Source organism: Microvirga subterranea (assembly GCF_003350535.1).
Taxonomy (GTDB): Bacteria; Pseudomonadota; Alphaproteobacteria; order Rhizobiales; family Beijerinckiaceae; genus Microvirga; species Microvirga subterranea.
Window position 1 is genome coordinate 169,021 of record NZ_QQBB01000002.1, and the last position, 18,558, is coordinate 187,578.

The 18,558-nt window shown below is 61.1% G+C and carries 14 protein-coding genes; 4 read left to right on the top strand and 10 right to left on the bottom strand.

Translation table 11 applies throughout. The features are described from left to right. Positions 1-15: 15 nt before the first annotated feature. On the top strand, positions 16-1,755 hold the full coding sequence (locus DES45_RS05535; RefSeq protein WP_114768997.1) for a hybrid sensor histidine kinase/response regulator: 1,740 nt from the start codon (positions 16-18) through the stop codon (positions 1,753-1,755). A gap of 124 nt (positions 1,756-1,879) precedes the next feature. Continuing rightward, on the top strand, positions 1,880-2,518 hold the full coding sequence (locus tag DES45_RS05540; RefSeq protein ID WP_114768998.1) for a response regulator: 639 nt from the start codon (positions 1,880-1,882) through the stop codon (positions 2,516-2,518). 137 nt (positions 2,519-2,655) lie between these two features. Here DES45_RS05540 and manD read toward each other — a convergent pair whose 3' ends face one another. From manD to uxaC, 7 genes are read right to left on the bottom strand one after another with little or no spacing between them, the layout of a single operon-like run. Next, positions 2,656-3,864, bottom strand: a complete 1,209-nt coding sequence (gene manD / locus DES45_RS05545) for a D-mannonate dehydratase ManD (RefSeq protein WP_114768999.1) — start codon at positions 3,862-3,864, stop codon at positions 2,656-2,658. A 22-nt stretch (positions 3,865-3,886) separates the two neighbouring features. Further along, on the bottom strand, positions 3,887-5,365 hold the full coding sequence (locus DES45_RS05550) for a mannitol dehydrogenase family protein (RefSeq protein WP_114769000.1): 1,479 nt from the start codon (positions 5,363-5,365) through the stop codon (positions 3,887-3,889). A gap of 7 nt (positions 5,366-5,372) precedes the next feature. Continuing rightward, entirely contained in the window at positions 5,373-6,215 is an 843-nt protein-coding gene (locus DES45_RS05555; RefSeq protein ID WP_114769001.1) for an ABC transporter permease, read from the bottom strand. 4 nt (positions 6,216-6,219) lie between these two features. Further along, the gene (locus DES45_RS05560; protein WP_114769002.1) at positions 6,220-7,134 is read right to left on the bottom strand and encodes an ABC transporter permease; all 915 of its coding nucleotides are present in this window, start codon (positions 7,132-7,134) and stop codon (positions 6,220-6,222) included. Further along, the gene (locus DES45_RS05565) at positions 7,134-8,219 is read right to left on the bottom strand and encodes an ABC transporter ATP-binding protein (RefSeq protein WP_114769003.1); all 1,086 of its coding nucleotides are present in this window, start codon (positions 8,217-8,219) and stop codon (positions 7,134-7,136) included. Before DES45_RS05565 ends, DES45_RS05560 begins: the two co-directional genes overlap by 1 nt. Before the next feature lie 15 nt (positions 8,220-8,234). Beyond that, positions 8,235-9,422 carry an ABC transporter substrate-binding protein gene (locus DES45_RS05570; protein WP_114769004.1) on the bottom strand — a complete coding sequence of 396 codons (1,188 nt, stop codon included), beginning with the start codon at positions 9,420-9,422 and terminating at the stop codon, positions 8,235-8,237. Between the two features lie 55 nt (positions 9,423-9,477). Continuing rightward, positions 9,478-10,881, bottom strand: a complete 1,404-nt coding sequence (gene uxaC / locus DES45_RS05575; protein ID WP_114769005.1) for a glucuronate isomerase — start codon at positions 10,879-10,881, stop codon at positions 9,478-9,480. Between the two features lie 122 nt (positions 10,882-11,003). Here uxaC and DES45_RS05580 point away from each other — a divergent pair, with 122 nt between their 5' ends. Then, positions 11,004-11,762 carry a GntR family transcriptional regulator gene (locus DES45_RS05580; RefSeq protein ID WP_114769444.1) on the top strand — a complete coding sequence of 253 codons (759 nt, stop codon included), beginning with the start codon at positions 11,004-11,006 and terminating at the stop codon, positions 11,760-11,762. Positions 11,763-11,797: 35 nt separating this feature from the next. On the opposite strand, the gene DES45_RS05585 is transcribed toward DES45_RS05580, so the two are convergent. After that, a complete protein-coding gene (locus tag DES45_RS05585; RefSeq protein ID WP_114769006.1) occupies positions 11,798-13,225 on the bottom strand; it encodes a virulence factor family protein in 1,428 nt (475 codons plus the stop codon). Then, on the bottom strand, positions 13,222-15,771 hold the full coding sequence (gene mprF / locus DES45_RS05590) for a bifunctional lysylphosphatidylglycerol flippase/synthetase MprF (RefSeq protein ID WP_170151400.1): 2,550 nt from the start codon (positions 15,769-15,771) through the stop codon (positions 13,222-13,224). The genes DES45_RS05585 and mprF overlap by 4 nt, the downstream gene beginning before the upstream one ends. 852 nt (positions 15,772-16,623) lie before the next feature. Here mprF and DES45_RS25020 point away from each other — a divergent pair. Further along, positions 16,624-16,794, top strand: coding sequence for a hypothetical protein (locus DES45_RS25020; protein ID WP_170151401.1), 171 nt, complete (start codon positions 16,624-16,626; stop codon positions 16,792-16,794). Here DES45_RS25020 and DES45_RS05600 read toward each other — a convergent pair. Next, entirely contained in the window at positions 16,791-18,527 is a 1,737-nt protein-coding gene (locus DES45_RS05600) for a SulP family inorganic anion transporter (protein ID WP_114769009.1), read from the bottom strand. The genes DES45_RS25020 and DES45_RS05600 overlap by 4 nt on opposite strands. Positions 18,528-18,558 lie beyond the last annotated feature (31 nt).

Here is an 18,558-nt window from a genome sequence, read left to right on the forward strand (position 1 = left end):
GGAACGATCCAGCCCATGACATCGCGGTCATTGAGATTTGGCCTTTCTCTTGCACCAGCCCTCGCGCTCGCGCTTGGCATTGTCTTCTTGGGTTCTCTTGAACTGGTTCGAAGCTACCATGAGGCCGGGGCTCTAGGGGAGGAAGCGGCTCAGAATCTCGTCCACGTTCTAGCCGAGCAGACAGAGCGCACCTTTCAGGCCGTGGACTTCACCCTGATCGGAATGCGCGATGCCTTATCGATGCATCAGGATACATCCGAGAACGATCCGGCGTTCCGTCAGGCATTGAAGGAGAGGCTCGAGGTTCTGCCGTTCGTTCGGGCTCTCTTCGTGATCGGTCCGGACGGCTTCATCACTCACGATACTGACTATCCCTCAACCCCCAGGGTAAGCTTGGCCGATAGCCCTTACTTCAAAGCCCATCGGGATAATTCTAAGTTAGGCCTCTTTGTCGGCTACCCGCTCCGAAGCCGCTCGCTCGATCGATGGTTCGTCAGCTTTAGCCGAAGAGTCGACAACCCTGACGGCAGCTTCAGCCGCATTGTCGTGGCGGCTGTCGAGCCCCGATACTTTGAGAATTTCTATCAAGGCCTGTCGGTTGGCGAGGGTGGGTTCATCGCCCTCCTGATGCGTGATGGAACGCTTCTGGCCCGCAATCCGGCGTCTGATGATGCGATTGGCAAGGCCTTTTCGACGGCTGAACCCGTCTCCACGCTGCTCGCGAGCCGCCATCAAGGTGTCTATTGGGCGACGAGCCCAGTCGATGGCACTCCACGGATTGTGGGCTATCAAGCCCTCAGTACATCGCCGGCAGTTGTCCTGGTGGGGCTCGCGCAACGAACGGTGTTCAAGCCCTGGTACAAGCATGCAGCGGTCGTGCTCGTCACAGCAATGATTCTCCTCGGGCTGATCGGCTCGCTCATCTATCTCGTCCTGAGGAATCGAAGACGTGAGCAGATCGAGCTAGCGAGGCTCAGCCGCAATCAACGGCTGGAATCTCTGGGACGCATTGCTGGCGGAATCGCCCACGATTTCGGCAACACGATCCGGATCGTCCAGTCGTCTGTTCTGCTCTTGAGACCATTGCTGTCAGGGAATGCCGAAGGCCTCTCTATTCTCAATGATGTCGAGCATGCTTTGAGCGGTGCAAAGGCGATGATCGAGAGTCTGATGACATTCTCAAGGCGTCAGGAATTACGTCCGCAGGTCACTGTCATCGACAGCCAGATTGCATGGTTCGCCCCCATCCTGAGGCAGGCCGCCGGACCTCGGATCTCGGTCACCTTCAACCTCGGCAGTTCTGCCATGGTATGCAGTCTCGATCCCGTTCAGTTCGAAGCAGCCCTGCTGAATCTCGTGCTGAACGCCCGAGACGCGATGCCGAATGGCGGTACGATTCTCATCGAGACGTCCGTCACGTCGAATCCACACCTCAAGGACATCGCGACGCAGCCGGATGAGGGGGCAAGACCCTGGGTCCTGATCTCCGTCATAGATGCTGGTCAAGGCATGCCGCCTTCAGTTCTCGAGCAGGCGTTCGATCCATTCTTCACCACCAAGGCGGAGGGGCAAGGCAGTGGCCTCGGCCTGAGCCAAGTGCTGGGCTTCGTCCAACAGAGCGCCGGAGAGATCAGGCTTGAAAGTGAGCAGGGGCGTGGGACAAGAGCGATCCTCATGTTCCCAGCGATCGGCCAACGTGATCAAGAGGTGGGACCGTCCCAAGAGACCGAAAATTCCGCTGAGGTTGATCGGTGAAAGCCTGAAGGCAAGTCTCGTGATAAAGAGCCCCCCTGTAAAAACCCGAGGATCTATTCGGGAGATCGCCTGATAGGCTTAAGCAGCTTGCGAGGGCCGGGTTCGCCCATGTGCAGGAGACACCATGACCGTGAAGCTCCTCATTGCGGATGATCATACCATCGTGCGAAGAGGCCTGCAGGTTCTTCTACAGGAGCAGCCGGGATGGGAGGTCTGCGCGGCTGCCGAGAACGGACAGATGGCTGTCGAGCTTGCCCTCAAGCATCGGCCGGATGTCGCAATTCTCGATTATTCCCTTCCGGTGCTCAACGGCCTCGAAGCGACTCGCCAGATCCGTCTCGGAAGTTCTAAGACCGAAGTGCTGATCTATACGATGCACAACAACCAAGATGCCATTCGCGACGTGCTGCACGCTGGTGCCCGTGGCTACCTTCTCAAGGTCGAAGATGACGGCGAGGTGGTCAGAGGGGTGAGCGCCCTTCTTCAGAAAAGACCCTACTTCTCCCCGCAGGTGGCCGAGACCTTGCTCGATACATTCCTGAGCGGCGGCAAGGTCGTGACATCACAGATGCTGACATCCCGGGAGCGGGAGGTGGTGCAACTCGTCGCCGAGGGCCAGAGCAATCGCGCGATTGCCGAACGTTGGGCTGTCAGTATCAAGACTGTCGAAAGTCACCGGACCGCAGCCATGAGGAAGCTGAATCTCCGGTCTGGCGTGGAGCTTGTCCTTTATGCAGTGCGAAACAAGCTTGTCGAGCCTTGAAAGGCCGGATCTCGGGCAATCCCGAGGTGTTCCCAGGTTCTGAAAAGCCTGAGCGTCAGAACGCAGCCGAGAAGTCGCGATAGCGCAGCGTCCAGCAGGCAGACGTCTGCGCGTCGCGACAGCCGTTCTTCCTCAAACTACCAGCTCCACAATGTGCCGTCTTCGAGCCGTGCGACGGGAAGATATGCACGATCGTAAGGATACTTCGCCGCGACTTTCTCGTCGATGTCGACGCCATGTCCCGGAGTGTCGCCAGGATAGAGATAGCCATCCGCGAAGGAATAGGCGTGCGGAAAGACTTCATCGGTCTCTGGCGTATGACGCATGTATTCCTGAATGCCGAAGTTCGGCACCCACAGGTCGAAATGAAGCGCCGACCCCATGCAGACCGGAGACAGGTCGGTCGCCCCGTGGGAGCCGGTACGGACCTGATAGAGCTCCGCGAGGGCCGCGATCTTACGCAACTGGGTGATACCGCCGGCTCGGACGACTGTCGTGCGAATGTAGTCGATAAGCTGGTTCTGGATCAGCTCCCGACAGTCATGAATGGAGTTGAAGATCTCTCCGATGGCAATCGGGGTCGTCGTGTGTTGGCGGATCAGGCGCAGGGATTCCTGGTTCTCTGCCGGCGTGGGATCCTCCATCCAGAACAAGTTGTACGGTTCGAGGCTCTTGCCGAGCCGAGCCGCCTCGATGGGCGTCAGACGATGGTGCACGTCGTGGAGCAGGTGAAAGTCGACTCCATGGGCCACACGTACGGCATCGAAGAGCTTCGGAGCAAAGTTGAGGTATTTTTCCGTCGACCAGATCTGCTCCTCGGGCAGTCCCTTCGTGGCGGGCTCGTAGAACAGCTTCCCTCGGGCAATCCCGTAGGCAGTCTCCAGACCGGGAATCCCGGCCTGCGCGCGAACGGCCTTGTACCCGAGATCGAGATACTTCCCCACTGCGTCGACGGTTTCTGGAATGTCGCGCCCGTTGGCGTGACCGTACACCATGACACCCGACCGGCTCTTGCCGCCGAGGAGTTGGTAGAGCGGAAGGCCTGCGACCTTTGCTTTGATGTCCCACAATGCCATGTCGACGGCTGCGATCGCCGACATGGTGACCGGACCGCGCCGCCAATAGGCACCTTTGGCAAGGTACTGCCAGATGTCCTCGATCTGCTGCGGATCCCGTCCGATAAGGCAGGGGATCACGTGCTCCTCGAGATAGGCCGAGACTGCCAGCTCCCGTCCGTTCAGGGTCGCGTCGCCGATACCGTAGACGCCTTCGTCCGTGACGATCTTGAGAGTGACGAAGTTCCTGCCGGGGCAGGTGACGATGCAATAGGCCTTTTCGATTTTCATGGGGATCCCCGGGGAAGTGTCGTCAGGCGGAGGCTAGGTCCAGGACGGTCTTTCGAGCGCCTTGGGCATAAAGCTGCGCAAGTGCCGCTGTAACGGAATCGGTAAAATGATAATCCGCCGGCAGATCGTCGCCAAAGATCTCGCGGAGACTGAACAGCTCCTGCGCAAGCTTCTCGGGACTGCCGCCGGCGCGCTTTGCATGCGTGCGCAAACGGGCTGCCATCGGGTCCCGCACATCGATCGGCAGTCCCCTCTCGTCGACTCCGGTGACGTACCGCATCCAAGCGGCGATCCCGAGGGCAAGGCGTCGGAACGGAGCTCCTGCGTTCAGACGGTCGCGAACCGTGCCGAGCAGTCGTTGTGGAAGCTTCTGTGACCCGTCCATTGCAATTTGCCAGGTACGGTGCCGAAGGGCAGGGTTCTTGAAACGCTCAATAAGGGCTGTCTTGTAGGATACGAGATCGGCACCCGGCGGCATGTGGAGGGTCGGCGTCACCTCTTCGTCCATCAGTCCGCGCACAAGCCGTTCGAAGAATGGATCGGCCATGGCGTCGGAGACCGTTTCATAGTCCGCAAGATAGCCGAGATAGGCGAGGGTCGAGTGGCTTCCGTTGAGCAGGCGGAGCTTCATATGCTCATACGGCTCGACGTCGGCCACGAATTCGGCACCGGCCATCTCCCAGGCAGGGCGGCCCTGCGGGAAGTCGTCCTCGATCACCCATTGGGTGAAAGGTTCGGTGACGACCGGCCACGCGTCCGACATTCCTAGCGCCTGCGCGACACGTTCCCGGTCGGCATCGCTCGTGGCCGGTACGATCCTGTCGACCATTGTGGAGGGGAAGGCGACTTCGGTGGCCATAAACCGGCCGAGATCCTGATCGATCAACTCGGCATAGCGAGCCAGGACTCGTTTCACGGTGCGACCATTCGACGGTAGATTGTCGCAACTCAGGACCGTAAACGGCGGCACCCCGGATGTCCTGCGACGACGAAGGGCCTCGACGATGAAACCTGGAGCCGATCGCGGCTGATGCCGATTGGCAAGGTCGTGGACGATATCGGGATGAGCTTCGTTGAGGGCTCCCGTCGCAGGGTCGTGACAATAGCCCTTCTCGGTGACCGTCAGTGAAACGATGCGGATGGCGGGATCGCACATCACCGTGAGGAGATCTTCGACTGCCTCGGGAGCAACGATCACGCGGCCGATCGAGCCGATGATCCGCAGAGCTTCACCGTCTCGCGAGCGCACCGAAACTGTGTAGAGACCATCCTGTGGCGACAGGGCGTCGTAAGTGTCCGGGCTACGAAGGCTTGCGGCAACGATTCCCCACTGTGGATAGTGACCGAGAACATCATCGGTATAGACCGCCTGATGAGCTCGATGGAAGGCGCCGACGCCCAGATGTACGATTCCCGGTGTGACGGCCTTGCGATCATAAGGAGGCTTATGGACGCTCGCAGGGAGGTCGGCAAGATTCGTCTCGTTCAAACGCTTCGACATTGCGTCCTCAATGCGCCGGTTGTTGCTTTGCCCGCGTAACGATCTGCGTCGGATTGACGAAGCGCAGGGCAATCACGAGCCAGACGAGCGTCGTCACCATGTAGATCACCGCCATAGCGTCGATCGACTGCACGGCGCGGACGCCTGCCGCGAAGACGGCGTAGTAGAGTGCGACAACAAGCGTCTGGCTGGTCGGACCGGCGACTAGGAAGGTCAGCTCGAACATCGCGATGGTCCGGACGAGGACGAGGAGGAGGGCTGCCAGTATGCCCGGAAGCAGCAATGGCAGCAGCACATGGATGAACAGCTTGAAGGTGTTGGCGCCGAAAACTCTGGCCGCAGCTTCGATCTTCGGGTCGATCTGCTCGATGAACGGGATCATGACCAGGATCACGAAAGGCACAGTCGGCACGAGATTGGCGGCGACCACCCCCCAGAAGGTTCCGGCCAGTCCCGTCTGGTAGAGGACCGTGGCAAGAGGGATGCCGAACGTGATCGGCGGGATGAGAAGCGGCAGCAGAAACAGGAGCACGAGCAGCTTCTTCCCCGGAAAGTCTCGCCGGGCTAAAGCATAGGCCGCTGTGACGCCGAGGACGCCTGAGATCAGGACGACGGCGCCAACCACCTGAAAGGTCACGAGCAGCACGTCTCCGAGCTGAAATTCGCTCCAGGCCGAGTCGTACCAACGTGTCGTCCATCCCGCCGGAAGCCAGGTTCCAAGCCAGCGCGTCGCGAAGGAACTCGTCACCACGGTCGCGATCATGGCGAGCAGGTTCAGCACGAAGAACGCGACGACGGCCCATATGGCAGCGGCCCAGAGCTTGGCGCCGAGTGTGGTATCGCGGATCATCGGATTACCCTTTCGCGCCGCTAGCAGGACCGCGGTAGAAGAGACCGCGGGAGGCAAGAACGGCGACCACGATCGCGAGCTGGACGAAGCCCATGATCATCGCAACCGCGGAGGCCATGGAGTAGTCATACTCCTCGAACGCTGCCTGATAGGCTGCGATCGAGATCACGCGGGTCGGGCCCGCCGGTGCGCCGAGAAGAACCGCGGAGGGAAACACGGAGAAGGCCTGAACGAAAGACAGGCAGAACGTGATGGCGAAGCCCGGCATCAGAAGAGGAAGGTAGATATAGCGGAACCGCTGCCAGGAATTGGCCCCGAGCGTTGCTCCAGCCTGCTCTAGCGCCGGATCGATCCCCGTCACATACGAAAGAGTGAGCAGGAACGTGAAGGGAAAGCCGGTGATCACCAGCGATGCGAAAACGCCCCAATAATTGTGAACCAGCTTGAGCGGCTCGGAGATGAGCCCCAACGTCATGAGCGTGCGATTGAACCAGCCCTGCGGCCCGAGATAGTTGAGCAGCCCCTCCGCCACCAGTACCGTTCCCAGAGTGATCGGGAGCACCAAGGTCGTGGTGAGAAGACGCTGATGACGCAATAAACGGACGCGGAAGGCGATCGGAACTGCCAGCAGCAAGTTCAGTAGCGTGACGGGAATCGCAAGCCACAGGGTCTTCGCGATCGTCTCGTATAGAAATGGGTCTGAGAAGAAGCGCTTGTAGTTCGCGAGCCAGTCGCCGCCGGCCTTGGGCTCGAAGGACAGAATAAAGCCGAAGGCGAACGGGTAGACGAAGAGCGCGAGGCTGAAGATGGCTGCAGGCACAACGAGGAGGGTGACCGCGTCAAACCCCTGGGCCGCAAGCCTCTGGCGAAGGCTCGGCCCGTGTGCCGTTGCAGCGGTGGCCGGCGCAAATGCGTCCATCAGTTTCTCCCCTGCACAGGCTCAGCGAAGACGAGAACACGATTGTCCTCGACCTGGAGATGGATCTTCGCGCCGGGTTCGACGGCTTGGTGGGAGCGGAAGACCAGGTCGAGACCGCCAGCCGTATGGGCGGTTCCGACGAACTCGCGACCGCGGTACTCCATGGTGTCGACCGTAACGGCGAGGGAGCGGTCGCCCGGGGTTCCGACGGCCATATCGTCGGAACGTATGGCCGCATAAGCGAGTGATCCGGGCGACACGTGCTCGCGCGCAACTCCCGCGATCCTTGCCCCCTCGACGTCGAGGAGTACGCGACCGTTCTCAATTTCGAGGACGCGGCCCCTCAATTTGTTCCTGAAGCCCATGAAGTCGGCCACGTCGAGATGGGCCGGCTCCTCGTAAAGCTCCTTAGGCGACCCTACCTGACGTACCACGCCGTCGCGAAGCACAACGATGCGGTCGGCGAGCGAAAGGGCCTCATCCTGATCGTGCGTCACGTAGATGGTCGTAGCGCCGAGCTCGTTGTGGATGCGGCGGATCTCCGCACGCATCTCGAGCCGAAGCTTTGCGTCGAGGTTGGAGAGAGGCTCATCCATCAAGACCAGCGGCGGCTCGATGACGATGGCCCGGGCAATCGCCACGCGCTGTTGCTGTCCGCCGGAGAGCTGTCCGGGGAGCTTGTGCTCCTGTCCCTGAAGCCTCACGAGGCTCAGGGCTTCATCGACCTTGCGATCGATCTCGGCCTTGGGCGTCCCGCGCATCTTCAGGCCGAATCCGATGTTCTGCCTGACATTGAGATGAGGAAAGAGTGCGTAGTTCTGGAACACCATGCCAAAGCCGCGCTCCTCGGGGCGCAGCGTATCGACCCGCTGCTTGTCGAGCCAGATTGCACCTCCGGTGACGGGGAGGAGACCCGCAATGCAGTTCAGAGTCGTCGACTTGCCGCAGCCCGATGGTCCTAGAAGCGCGATGAACTCGCGCCGGCGGATTGTCAGGCTGACGTCGCGAAGGGCGTTCAGGGCCCCGAAGTCGCGGCTGACACGGTCGAGCCGGACTTCGTCGAACTGTGAGAGAGCTATCGTCATCGCGGGTCCCTAGCCTTACTTGCGCTTCGCTCCGCCGACCTGCTCGTCCCACATGCGGAAGGCGACGACCATCTGCTCGGGCTGGAGGGGCAGTTCAATCGGGTTCTCGGCGATCCACTTCTCGTATTCGGGACGTCCGAACTCTTTGATCGCCGCTTGGCTGTCCGGCGGGGCCATATCGATGGTCACGCCCTTTACAGCGGGGCCAGGATAGAAGTAGCCCTCGTCATAGGTGTAGGCTTGCTGCTCCTTCGTGAGCAGGAAGTTCATCAGGTCGATGAGGACGGCGACCTTCTCGTTCGGCAGCCCCTTGGGAATGCACATGTAATGCGCATCCGCCACCCAGTGGAAGCCTTTTATGGCTGCAACCTTGGCTTCCTTCGGAACGACGCCGAGAACGCGCGGATTGATGTCCCAGCCGGTAGTCGACACCGTCATGTCGCGGGAACCCTCGCCGAGTTCCTTCATGACCGCGCCGGTGCCTGACGGATAATATTCGATGTATTGACCGAGTTCCTTGAGGTAGGCCCAGGTCTTGTCCCAACCCTTTGCGGGATCCTGCGGGTTGCTATCGCCGAGGATGTAGGGGAGGCCCATGATGAAGGTGCGGCCAGGGCCGGAATTGGCCGGTCGTGCATAGATGAGACGGTTCGGATTGGCCTTGGCCCAGGCCAGCAATTCCTCCGCGGTCGTCGGAACGTTCTGGACCTTGTTGGGCATGTATTCGAGCAGTGGTCCGGACGGGTAGTACGTCACAACGACGCCCTGGCCCTTGGCGAGTCCCTGCATCTTCGCGGCGGCCGGAAGATAGATGTCGTCGAGCTTCGGCAGGACGTTCGCATGAGCCGGCAGAAGCTCGACCCAGAGCTTCTGTTCGATCCCGGCCGAAAGCGCGTCGGTCCCGGTGAGCACCAGATCGATGTCGACGCGTCCTGCATCCTGCTGCGCCTTGATCTTGCCGGCGAGTTCCGGAGCAGGCGCCTTCGTAAAGGTGATGCGCGACACGACGTTCGGTTTGGCCTTCCGGTAGTTCTCGATCGCCTTCTGCGTCAGGGCGAGGTTGCCCGCGACGTCGATAATGTTGAGCGTAACCGGGCTCGTCGGCAGCGCGAGCTGCGCGAATGTCGGTCCGCCCAGAGCCGCGACGCCCGCAGCGCCTGCCACACCCCCGACGAAGGTTCTTCTGGTGATCACGTTGCTCATTCTCTTCCTCCCGTTCTGGTCTGTGCGGCGTAGCCTTTGTGAGCCCCGTCCGGTGTCACAGCTTGTAGGCCTCTTTCGCGAGGCGATATGCGAGGTCGTGGGCCACCTCATGCGCTTCATCCTCGTCGAGGCGATGCTGCGCTACGAGATTGGCCAGAAAGGCGCAGTCAACGCGCCGGGCCATATCATGGCGCGCAGGGATCGACAGGTATGCGCGCGTGTCGTCGTTGAAGCCGACGGTGTTGTAGAAGCCGGCTGTCTCCGTAGTGAGTTCGCGGAAGCGCCTCATGCCTTCGGGAGCGTCGAAGAACCACCAGGCTGGTCCCAGTCTGAGGGCCGGATAATGCCCGGCGAGGGGCGCGAGCTCGCGGGAATAGCTCGTCTCATCGAGCGTGAAGAGGATCAGGGTGAGATTGGGTTCGTTCCCGAAGCGGTCCAATAAGGGCTTGAGGGCGCCGACATAATCTGTCGCCGAAGGGATATCTGCTCCCATGTCGCGGCCGAAGCGCGAGAAGATCGCTCGGTTGTGGTTTCGGAAGGAGCCTGGATGAATCTGCATCACCATGCCGTCCTCGACGCTCATGGCAGCCATCTCGGTCAGCATTTGGGCCCGGAAGAGTTCGGCATCCTGGTCGCTCGCATCTGCTGTCGAGATGCGCCTGAACAGGGCCTCCGCCTCGCTTCGCGCCAAGTCGGCCGTCCTCGCTGTGGGATGCCCGTGGTCGGTGGACGTCGCGCCGTAATCGCGGAAGAAGGCGCGGCGCTTGCGGTGCGCTTCGAGGTAGCCGTCCCAGCTGAGGATGTCGCAACCCGTAATCTCTCCAAACCGTTCGAGGTTCTGCCGAAAGCCCTCGAAAGCGGGATCGACGACTGGATCGGGACGATAGGCCGTGATCACGCGCCCATCCCATCCGGAGCGGCGGATGATGTCGTGATGCTTCAGAGGATCGAGAGGACTCTCGGTTGTTGCGATGGCTTCGATCTGAAACCGCTCGAAAAGAGCCCGCGGTCGGAATTCAGGCGTGCGCAGGGCTGCGTCGATCTGGTCGTAATACTCGTCCGCGTTCTGCGCAGAGAGGCGTTCCGTGAAGCCGAAAAGCGTCGCGAAGGTGTGATCAAGCCAAGCGCGGGTCGGGGTGCCTCGGAAAAGATGGTAATTCTCTGCGAAGCGACGCCAGATTTTTCGGGAGTCGCGCTCGATCGCACTTCCATCCCGGGATGGAACGCCGAGATCCTCAAGATAAATTCCTTGGCTGTAGAGCATCCGGAAAATGTAGTGATCCGGGATCACAAACAACGTCGCCGGGTCCGGAAAGGGTTCGTTCTCCGCATACCAGCGCGGATCGGTGTGGCCGTGCGGTGAGATGATCGGCAGATCTTGGATGCCCGTGTAGAGCCGTCGCGCAATCTGGCGCGCTGCGGGGTCGACAGGAAACATCCGGTCCGGATGGATCAGCATCGCGTCCTCCCTGAAGGCTCCGTTCCGAACTGTTTTCCGATCGGTTTCGAGCTCAACGTCCCGGAGCTTAGAACGGTCTCGAAAGCATTGCAATGGCCTACTAGTATGGTAGTGTGGTGAATATGAACGACAAGACGCTCAGGAAGCTTGATCTCAACCGGGAGCCAATAGCCCGCCAAGTCACCCGGGCCCTGCGTCATGCAATCGTGACCATGCAGTTGGCCCCTGGAGAGATGCTCTCCGAACAGGATCTGGCTCGCCGCTTCGGTGTCAGCCGCTCGCCGGTCCGGGAGGCTTTGATCAAGCTCAGCGAAGCGGGTCTCGTGCGTGTTTTGCCCCAGCGCGGCACACAGGTCGTGAAGATCTCGCAGGCGGGCGTCGAGGACGCACGCTTCATCCGGGAAGCTGTGGAATGCGCGGTGGTACGCGAGGCCGCTTTGAACGCAACGTCGACCATCGTCGCCGAGTTGAATGCCAGCCTGACGAGGCAGCGACGCGCGCAACGGACGACATCGACGGAGGAGTTTCTGTCTCTCGATGAGGAGTTTCACCGCCTCCTCGCCGAGGCTGCTAGGCGGCCGGCCGCCTGGCAGATGATCGAGGACATCAAGCCTCAGATGGATCGCGTTCGCTTTCTGGACATGGCGCAGGCCATGCCGCGCCATGCGGTTCTGGCACAGCACATTGTTATCGTCGATGCCATCAAGGCCGGAGATCCTGAGACGGCCGAAAAGGCAATGCGCCACCATCTCAGCGAGATTCTTCGCTCGCTTCCGGAACTCGCCACGCAATATCCCGACCTCTTCGAATGGGACACTGGAACCGGCCCGGTGATGGAGAGCGTCAAAAAGCCTCGAGTGAATGCGGGCGGAGGCAAATAGGTCCGTCCGACCATATCTTTATCGATCAATCTGGGTCAGAGCTTCGCGCTTTCGCCCTGCATTCGTCTCCAGATCGCCTCTGCTGCCTTGGTGTAGTCGCCATCGAAATGGTGTCCTCCCTCCAAGGGAAGGCGTTCAGCCTGAGCGAGCTCGGGAGCTGTGCACGACGTCTCCCCATCCTCTGCTTCCTCTTTGCCGTAGATACATTGTGTTCTGTTGAGCGGCAGTTGGGCCAGAAGTGGCACTAGCGGTCTGCTTTCGGCCGTGGCGCCACCCACAAAGCCTTCCACAGTTACTTCGAAATCGGCGTTCTGGCCCAGGGCCAGAAGAGAGACGACCTGGACCCGGTCCTTCACGGTCTTCGGCAGCAAAGGCCAGACGTCCGGCATGATGTCGGCCCCGAATGAGAAGCCGACGAGGGAGTAGCGATTGGTTCCGAACTCGGAGCCGTAATGATCGAAGAGAAGTGCAAGGTCTGCGGCAACCTGCGCCGGGCTCTTCTTCGACCAGAAGTACCGCAGGGAATCGACGCCGACGACAGCGACGCCTTGTTTTGCAAGCCATTCGCCGATCGACTTGTCGATATCACGCCAGCCGCCGTCGCCGGACACGATGATCGCAAGGCCGTTGATCTGGCCCTCAGGCTTGATAATCGCCACGGGAAGCTCCGAATGCCCGCGCTCTCCGGTATGTCCCAGACGGACGGCTCCTTCAACAAGGGCCGACCGCGTGCCCTCCTCGTCCTGGGCAGGGACGTATTCGGCCGCGTCGATCGGCTCCTGGAACGCTTCGATGCGAGTCCGTTCGCTTTCGCCGGCGATCACCCGCCACTGGCCGGGGATGTCCGCATTGTTCGGCAGAGCGTATAAATCGTCTGCCGCCTTCACGAGGTCGGGCTCGAAGCAATAGGGGCGGTCGGACTTGATCACGGGTTCGAAGCCGATGCTGATCGCACCGCCGAGAGTGTTCGGTGGAGCCTGAGCGAGAGCCGCATACGCAAATGCTGCACCGTCACCTCGCCCGATGATCACCGGGAAGAAGTAGCGCTTGATCCCGAGTTGACGCTGAACGGCTTGGCCGAGATCCTTCAGGTCGTCGGCGATATAGTGGCAGTCCTCGTCTGCGGGCTCCTTGGCAAGCGCCTGCCGGAATGCATCGAAGTCGAACGTGACCACGATAAGACCTTCTTTAGCCAGAGCTTGGGCGTCCGCATTGCGCGCAGGAATATCCGGCGTGCCGGCGGCGAGGATCACGAGCCCTCGCGCCGGCTGGTCGGAACTCAGGACTTCGACGGTGCCGAATTCCTCCAGCTGTTCCACTTCGCTCATCGCCAGGGTGGCCGTCGTGACGGTGGGCGGAGTCAGGGCAGCCAGAACGGCACCGCCCTTGAGAGCGGCTCCGATGCCGAGTGCCAAGAGGGCAACGGTGATGGCGATGCCCTTGAAGATATCGGTAAGCTTCATCGCCGCGCTCCTCTGATGATCGCCTTGGAAGCGCTGCCGGATATCAGGCTCGTCACGTCGAGCAGGATCTGCGGTAGCGCCCAGCCTCCCGGACACGCCATGTAGCGTGGCTCCCAGACTGGCCCGAACTTTTCCTTGTAGGCGCGCAGTCCCCTGAAGCCATAGAACCGCTCACCGTTGCGGGCAACGAAGGCTGCAACCTTGTGCCAGCTTGGGGCGAGGCGGTGGTGAGAGAGACCCGACAGCGGAGCCATTCCGAGATTGAACCATCGATAGCCGCGCGCCTTGCCTTCCTGCATGAGGTTGACGAACAGGAGATCCATGACACCGGAGCAATCCGGGAGGTGGCGCATGAGGTCGACGGTCATCTCGCCGCCTGGTTGGCCGTACCAGATGTTCGCAAAGGCGAGAATTACTCCTCCCCGCCTCACGACGGCGATGTCGAAGCGCGACAGGTAGCTTTCCGACCAGTAGCCGATTGAGAAGCCTTTCTCGCGGCTGCCGCGCTCTGCAAGCCAGGCATCGGAGACCTTCTTCAGCTCGGAAAGGTGCGCTGGGACCTCGTTCGCAGGAATGATCGCGAATTGCAGGTCGTCCCGCTTCGCCCGATTGACGGCGCTGCGCCAGTCGCGACCGGCCCTGCCTTCCGTCGTAAAGGCCGACAGGTCCACCCTTGCCTCCTCGCCAAGCTTGATCAGCGAGAGGCCGCCATCCAGATAAAGCGGCAGATGGGCCGGACTGACCTGATAGAAGACCGGCCAGCCCGCATGGCGATCAACCTCTTCGAGAAAACGCCACATGAGATCCGGCGCCCGATCGGTGGGGCCAACCGGATCACCCATGACGATCCAGCTTTTGCCCCGCACGGCGTACATGAGGAAGGCATCGCCAGCCTCGTGCATGAGCACACGCTTGTCGTCCAGGAGAGCAAGTTGTGCATCGGCCCGGCTAGCCTGGGCCAGAGCCGGAGCAAGTATCTCGAAGTGGAGAGGGGGCGTGCGTCGCTGAGCAGGTGACCGGTGCAGCATCGCGTAGAGCGAGAGCGCGGCTCCCACGATCACTGTGGCAAGGCTCGCGCGCAGGAAGCGCGAGGCATCGTCGTGCCAATCGAACTGCCACCAGAGTTGATGGCTGTAATCGACATCCTGAAAGACTGCAAAGCCGAGCCAGATGGTGCAGGCGATCACGAACGCGATCGCGATGAGCCAGCGTGGCTCCAAGGGTTCGGCGAAGATGCCTGCCTTGCGGTAGAAGGCCGATCGATAGGTCGCAAGCAGAGTCAGCACGGCTCCGAGGATCAGCGCCTCCTCCCAATCGAATCCCTTGACCAGCGACAGCACCATGCCGGCGCCAATCAGAACGACTGCGAGCGTCCATGCACTTGTCAGCCGCCTGAGAAGGCCGCGCGACAGCACCAGAAGGAACACGCCCACGGTGCTGGCGACAAGGTGCGACACCTCTGTGAACGGCAGGGGGATGAGATGGCGCAGTCCGCGAATGCGCGAATAGTCGTTCGGCAAGGCACCTGATGTGAGCAGAACCAATCCGCCGAGGAACGTCAATGCCGCCAGAGCTGCCGGAACGAACGGCAACACGAGACGCCCCATCCTCCTGGCAGCCCGCGCGAGCTTCGTGCCCGGGTGTCGAAGCTCGTCGACGATAAGAAGCGCTACGGCTAGGCCGAACGGGATCAATGTGTAGGTGAGGCGCCAGATCAGAACTGCCGAAATGAGATCAGAGGCTGGAACATTCGGGAGTGCGAGGAGGACCGCCGCTTCGAACGCCCCAAGGCCGGCCGGCGCATGGCTGACGAGAGCGAGGATGATGGCGCAGGAGAAGACCGCCGCGAAGGCCGGAAAGCCGATATGGACGCCGGACGGAAGCAGAATCCAAAGGGCCGCCGCCGCAGCCCCGACATCAATGACCCCCAGACCAATCTGGATGAGGAGATGGGGACCACTCGGCAGTGGGATCCGGGCCCAGCTCCGGCCGATGGCTCGGCCACCCCTGCCGGTCCACGCCAGAAAGCCCAAGAGGGCAATCAGGAGAAGCGCGCCAAGTCCCTTGTTGACGTTCGCCGGCAGTCGGTCGAGAGCCGTCAAGGCGGAAGGCTGTAGAAGGGCACTAAGGCCGATCACCGATGCCATCCCTAGCCAGAGGTTCAGACCGGCAACGGCGGTGAGCCGGCCGACATCTGGCATCGAAAGTCCCGCGCGGCCGTAAATACGCCAGCGAACCGCGCCTGCGGTCACGAGCGGAAAGCCAAGAGTATGACCGATGGCGTAGCTCGTGAAGGAACCCAGAGCGATGGTTCGAAGCGGCACGGGCTTGTCCGTGACGGTTCGAATGCCGAAGGCGTCATAGCCGATCAGAGCAACATAGCTGATTGCACTGAAGAGCAGCGATAGGCCGACCGCGGCCCTAGGGGTGGCTGCGACACCCTCGGCGACGTGCTGAATGTCGACTTCAGCACCGAGCTTGGCCAAGAGTGCCAGGATTCCGAAAGCGACCGCGATTGTAAGAGCCGTGCCAATCCACTCCGTCAACCCTATCCGGGAAACGGCGGACGCAGGTGCAGGCTCGGTCGAGCCGGAAATCGAAGGAACCAGACTGGTGCCAGCTTCGACTTCAGCCGCTCGGATATGGGGTGAAGACATGTGATTTATTCTTGATCATGGTCTCAGGCCGGTGCGCAGGAGTGTCTCGATGGTGTTACCGCACCCGTTTCGAGGTGCCTTGACACTGTTGCGCCCAAACGGCGGCCGACGAGGATTGCTTGAAGTACGACGCGTTCCGCCGACTTCGCGCGGGAGAACTGGGCCGATCGGTACAGTCCGCGCGGGTTCAGCTACGCGGGCGGAGGTCCGGTCGAAGGGAATGCGCAGGGGTGGTGGGACGAGAACGATGGTGAGTAGGCGATAAGAGAGGTTCCGATAACCCTCGTGAACGCGAATGCAGGCTTCTCAGCGAAACTGAGCAATAGGAAACTTGGCCCGTCACCACTCAGTCGATCGGAATCCGATGTGTACCCGTTCGCCCCATCATCGCCCGGGTCCTGGTCAGCGGGCAGCACTGAGACCAGAGTTTGCAGTGCCACCATCCGACCATCGTCTGACCGGTCAAACGCCATCGATGGCGCGGCTGTGATCAGCAAAAGCGCCAGGGTTAGATGGACAAGGCCGGCGAATATGCGAAAGGCGCTCACGGAATCACGATCGGTCGAACTTGCGACCCATTCAAGATGATAGATAATACGGCGAAAACAAGTTGTTGGCCTCGGCCGTATAGGCGCTTTCAGATGACCGCATGATCGTCGGCGGTTAGGCGAGAGTGGATTTTCGCATAAGCGCCAAGGAACTGCGTGATTGGGTCATATGGGACGGGACACGGAGGAAGCTTTGCAGCTGCGACTTTTCATCCTGCTTCATATTCTTGTGACTGCCGCCGGAACGGTCGCCCTTTGGTGGTTCGTCTTTCGCGACCGCCCTGCTGAAGCTCTTGCCGATGGTGTCAGCGCAGGGGCGATCGCCGGATATGCCGAAATCATGCTGATCCGTCTGACCGCTTAGGAGAGCTGTGGGTCACGAGGTTCCCGATGCTCCTGATCCAGCGCAGCATGAGCTGCCTTCACAGCATCAGGCAGGGTGGGCTTGAACCGCACCTGCGGTGGTCTGACGCCATGGGTGAGCAGGGTTCGCCGGATTGGTGATTTGGCTCCGGTCAAATAGACGATTGCTCCCTGCCTGTGCGCCTTTCGGGCGAAGCCCTCGATCATGGCAGCGGCTGTCGAGTCGATGATGGGGACGGCCGAGAAATCGATCACGTAAGCCTTCGGATGCTCTGCAAGACGATCAAGCGTGGCAGCGACGGTCGCCGCTGCTCCGAAGAAAAATGCTCCTGAGATGCGATAGACGACGACCGCCGGATCCGTTGCGAGAGCGGCATCATAGGGTTCCCGGCCTTTGCCGTTCACGATATCGGCTGTGTCGCCTTCCACCAGGGGCTTGCCGGTTTCGATCTCAACCGCCTGAGCCATGCGGTGGAGAAAGAGAAGCGCCCCGATGCCAAACCCGACCAGGATCCCCTCCGTCAGATCGCGGAAAACGACTAGGAGGAACGTGGCTAGCAAGACGACTGCATCGCCGCGTGAGGCCCGCAGGAGTATTGCAAATTCATGCTTCTCCGCCATGTTCCAGGCGACCACAGACAGCACGGCTCCAAGTGCCGCGAGCGGAATGTAGCTCGCCAGGGGGGCCGCAACCATCATGAAGAGGAGCAGAAAAAGGGCGTGAAGCATCCCGGCGACGGGCCCGCGGGCGCCAGAGCGGACATTGGTGGCCGTTCGGGCAATCGTGCCGGTCACGCACAGGCCACCAAACAGAGCGGAAGCGATGTTGGCGACACCTTGCGCCACCAATTCGCAGTTCGAGCGATGACGCCGGCCGCTCATGGAATCTGCCACGACGGCAGAGAGGAGGCTCTCGACACCGCCAAGAAGCGCGAAGGAAAGCGCGTCCGGCAGTACTGTCAGGACTTTGTCCACAGTGAAGGTCGGAAGACGCGGCGCCGGCAATGATTGCGGGATGCCGCCAAATCGTGTCCCGATCGTCTCGACCGGCAGGCCGATGGAGGCGCTGACGATGGCAGCAAGACCGACGGCAATCAGCATCGCGGGCCAGTGCGGCCGAAAGCGGCGAACGGCGAGGATCGCGGCAATCGTGAGGGCGGCCACGAGTGCGGCCGACACATTAAGGGTCGGCAGTGCACCTGCGAGAGCCGTGAGCTTGGGGATGAAAGGCCCTGGCTCCTTGTCCGTTAAGGATAAGCCGAGCAGTTCCCGGATCTGGCTGGCGAAAATGATGACGGCGATGCCTGACGTGAAACCGACAGTCACAGGGTAGGGAATGTATTTGATGAAGGTTCCCAGCCGGAGGAACCCAATAGCCATCATGATGAGGCCGGACAGCAGGGTCGCCAGCAGGAGGCCGTCCACACCATGACGTTCCACGGTCGCGGCGACAAGCACGATGAAGGCGCCGGCCGGCCCGCCGATCTGAAATCTGCTTCCGCCGAGGAGAGAAACGACGAATCCGCCTACAATAGCGGCGTAGAGGCCTCTATCCGGTGTAACCCCGGAGGCAATGGCAATTGCCATCGACAGGGGCAGGGCGACGATCGCGACCGTCAGTCCGGCCGCGGCATCGGCTCGCAGATCCTGAAGGCCGTAACGCTCACGCAGAACGGTCACAAGCTTGGGTGTGAAAAGCTCAGAGAAGGTGGGGGATTCGGATCGTGTCGCCATGACGCTTTCTTCCGGTGTCGTCAGGGGCTCG

Coding starts and splice junctions, on each gene's coding strand:
- DES45_RS05540 (WP_114768998.1), top strand. CDS start 1,880: ATGACCGTGAAGCTCCTCATTGCGGATGATCATACCATCGTGCGAAGA.
- manD (WP_114768999.1), bottom strand. CDS start 3,864: ATGAAAATCGAAAAGGCCTATTGCATCGTCACCTGCCCCGGCAGGAAC.
- DES45_RS05565 (WP_114769003.1), bottom strand. CDS start 8,219: ATGACGATAGCTCTCTCACAGTTCGACGAAGTCCGGCTCGACCGTGTC.
- DES45_RS05550 (WP_114769000.1), bottom strand. CDS start 5,365: ATGTCGAAGCGTTTGAACGAGACGAATCTTGCCGACCTCCCTGCGAGC.
- uxaC (WP_114769005.1), bottom strand. CDS start 10,881: ATGCTGATCCATCCGGACCGGATGTTTCCTGTCGACCCCGCAGCGCGC.
- DES45_RS05570 (WP_114769004.1), bottom strand. CDS start 9,422: ATGAGCAACGTGATCACCAGAAGAACCTTCGTCGGGGGTGTGGCAGGC.
- DES45_RS05585 (WP_114769006.1), bottom strand. CDS start 13,225: ATGAAGCTTACCGATATCTTCAAGGGCATCGCCATCACCGTTGCCCTC.
- DES45_RS05600 (WP_114769009.1), bottom strand. CDS start 18,527: ATGGCGACACGATCCGAATCCCCCACCTTCTCTGAGCTTTTCACACCC.
- DES45_RS05580 (WP_114769444.1), top strand. CDS start 11,004: ATGAACGACAAGACGCTCAGGAAGCTTGATCTCAACCGGGAGCCAATA.
- DES45_RS05560 (WP_114769002.1), bottom strand. CDS start 7,134: ATGGACGCATTTGCGCCGGCCACCGCTGCAACGGCACACGGGCCGAGC.
- DES45_RS05555 (WP_114769001.1), bottom strand. CDS start 6,215: ATGATCCGCGATACCACACTCGGCGCCAAGCTCTGGGCCGCTGCCATA.
- DES45_RS05535 (WP_114768997.1), top strand. CDS start 16: ATGACATCGCGGTCATTGAGATTTGGCCTTTCTCTTGCACCAGCCCTC.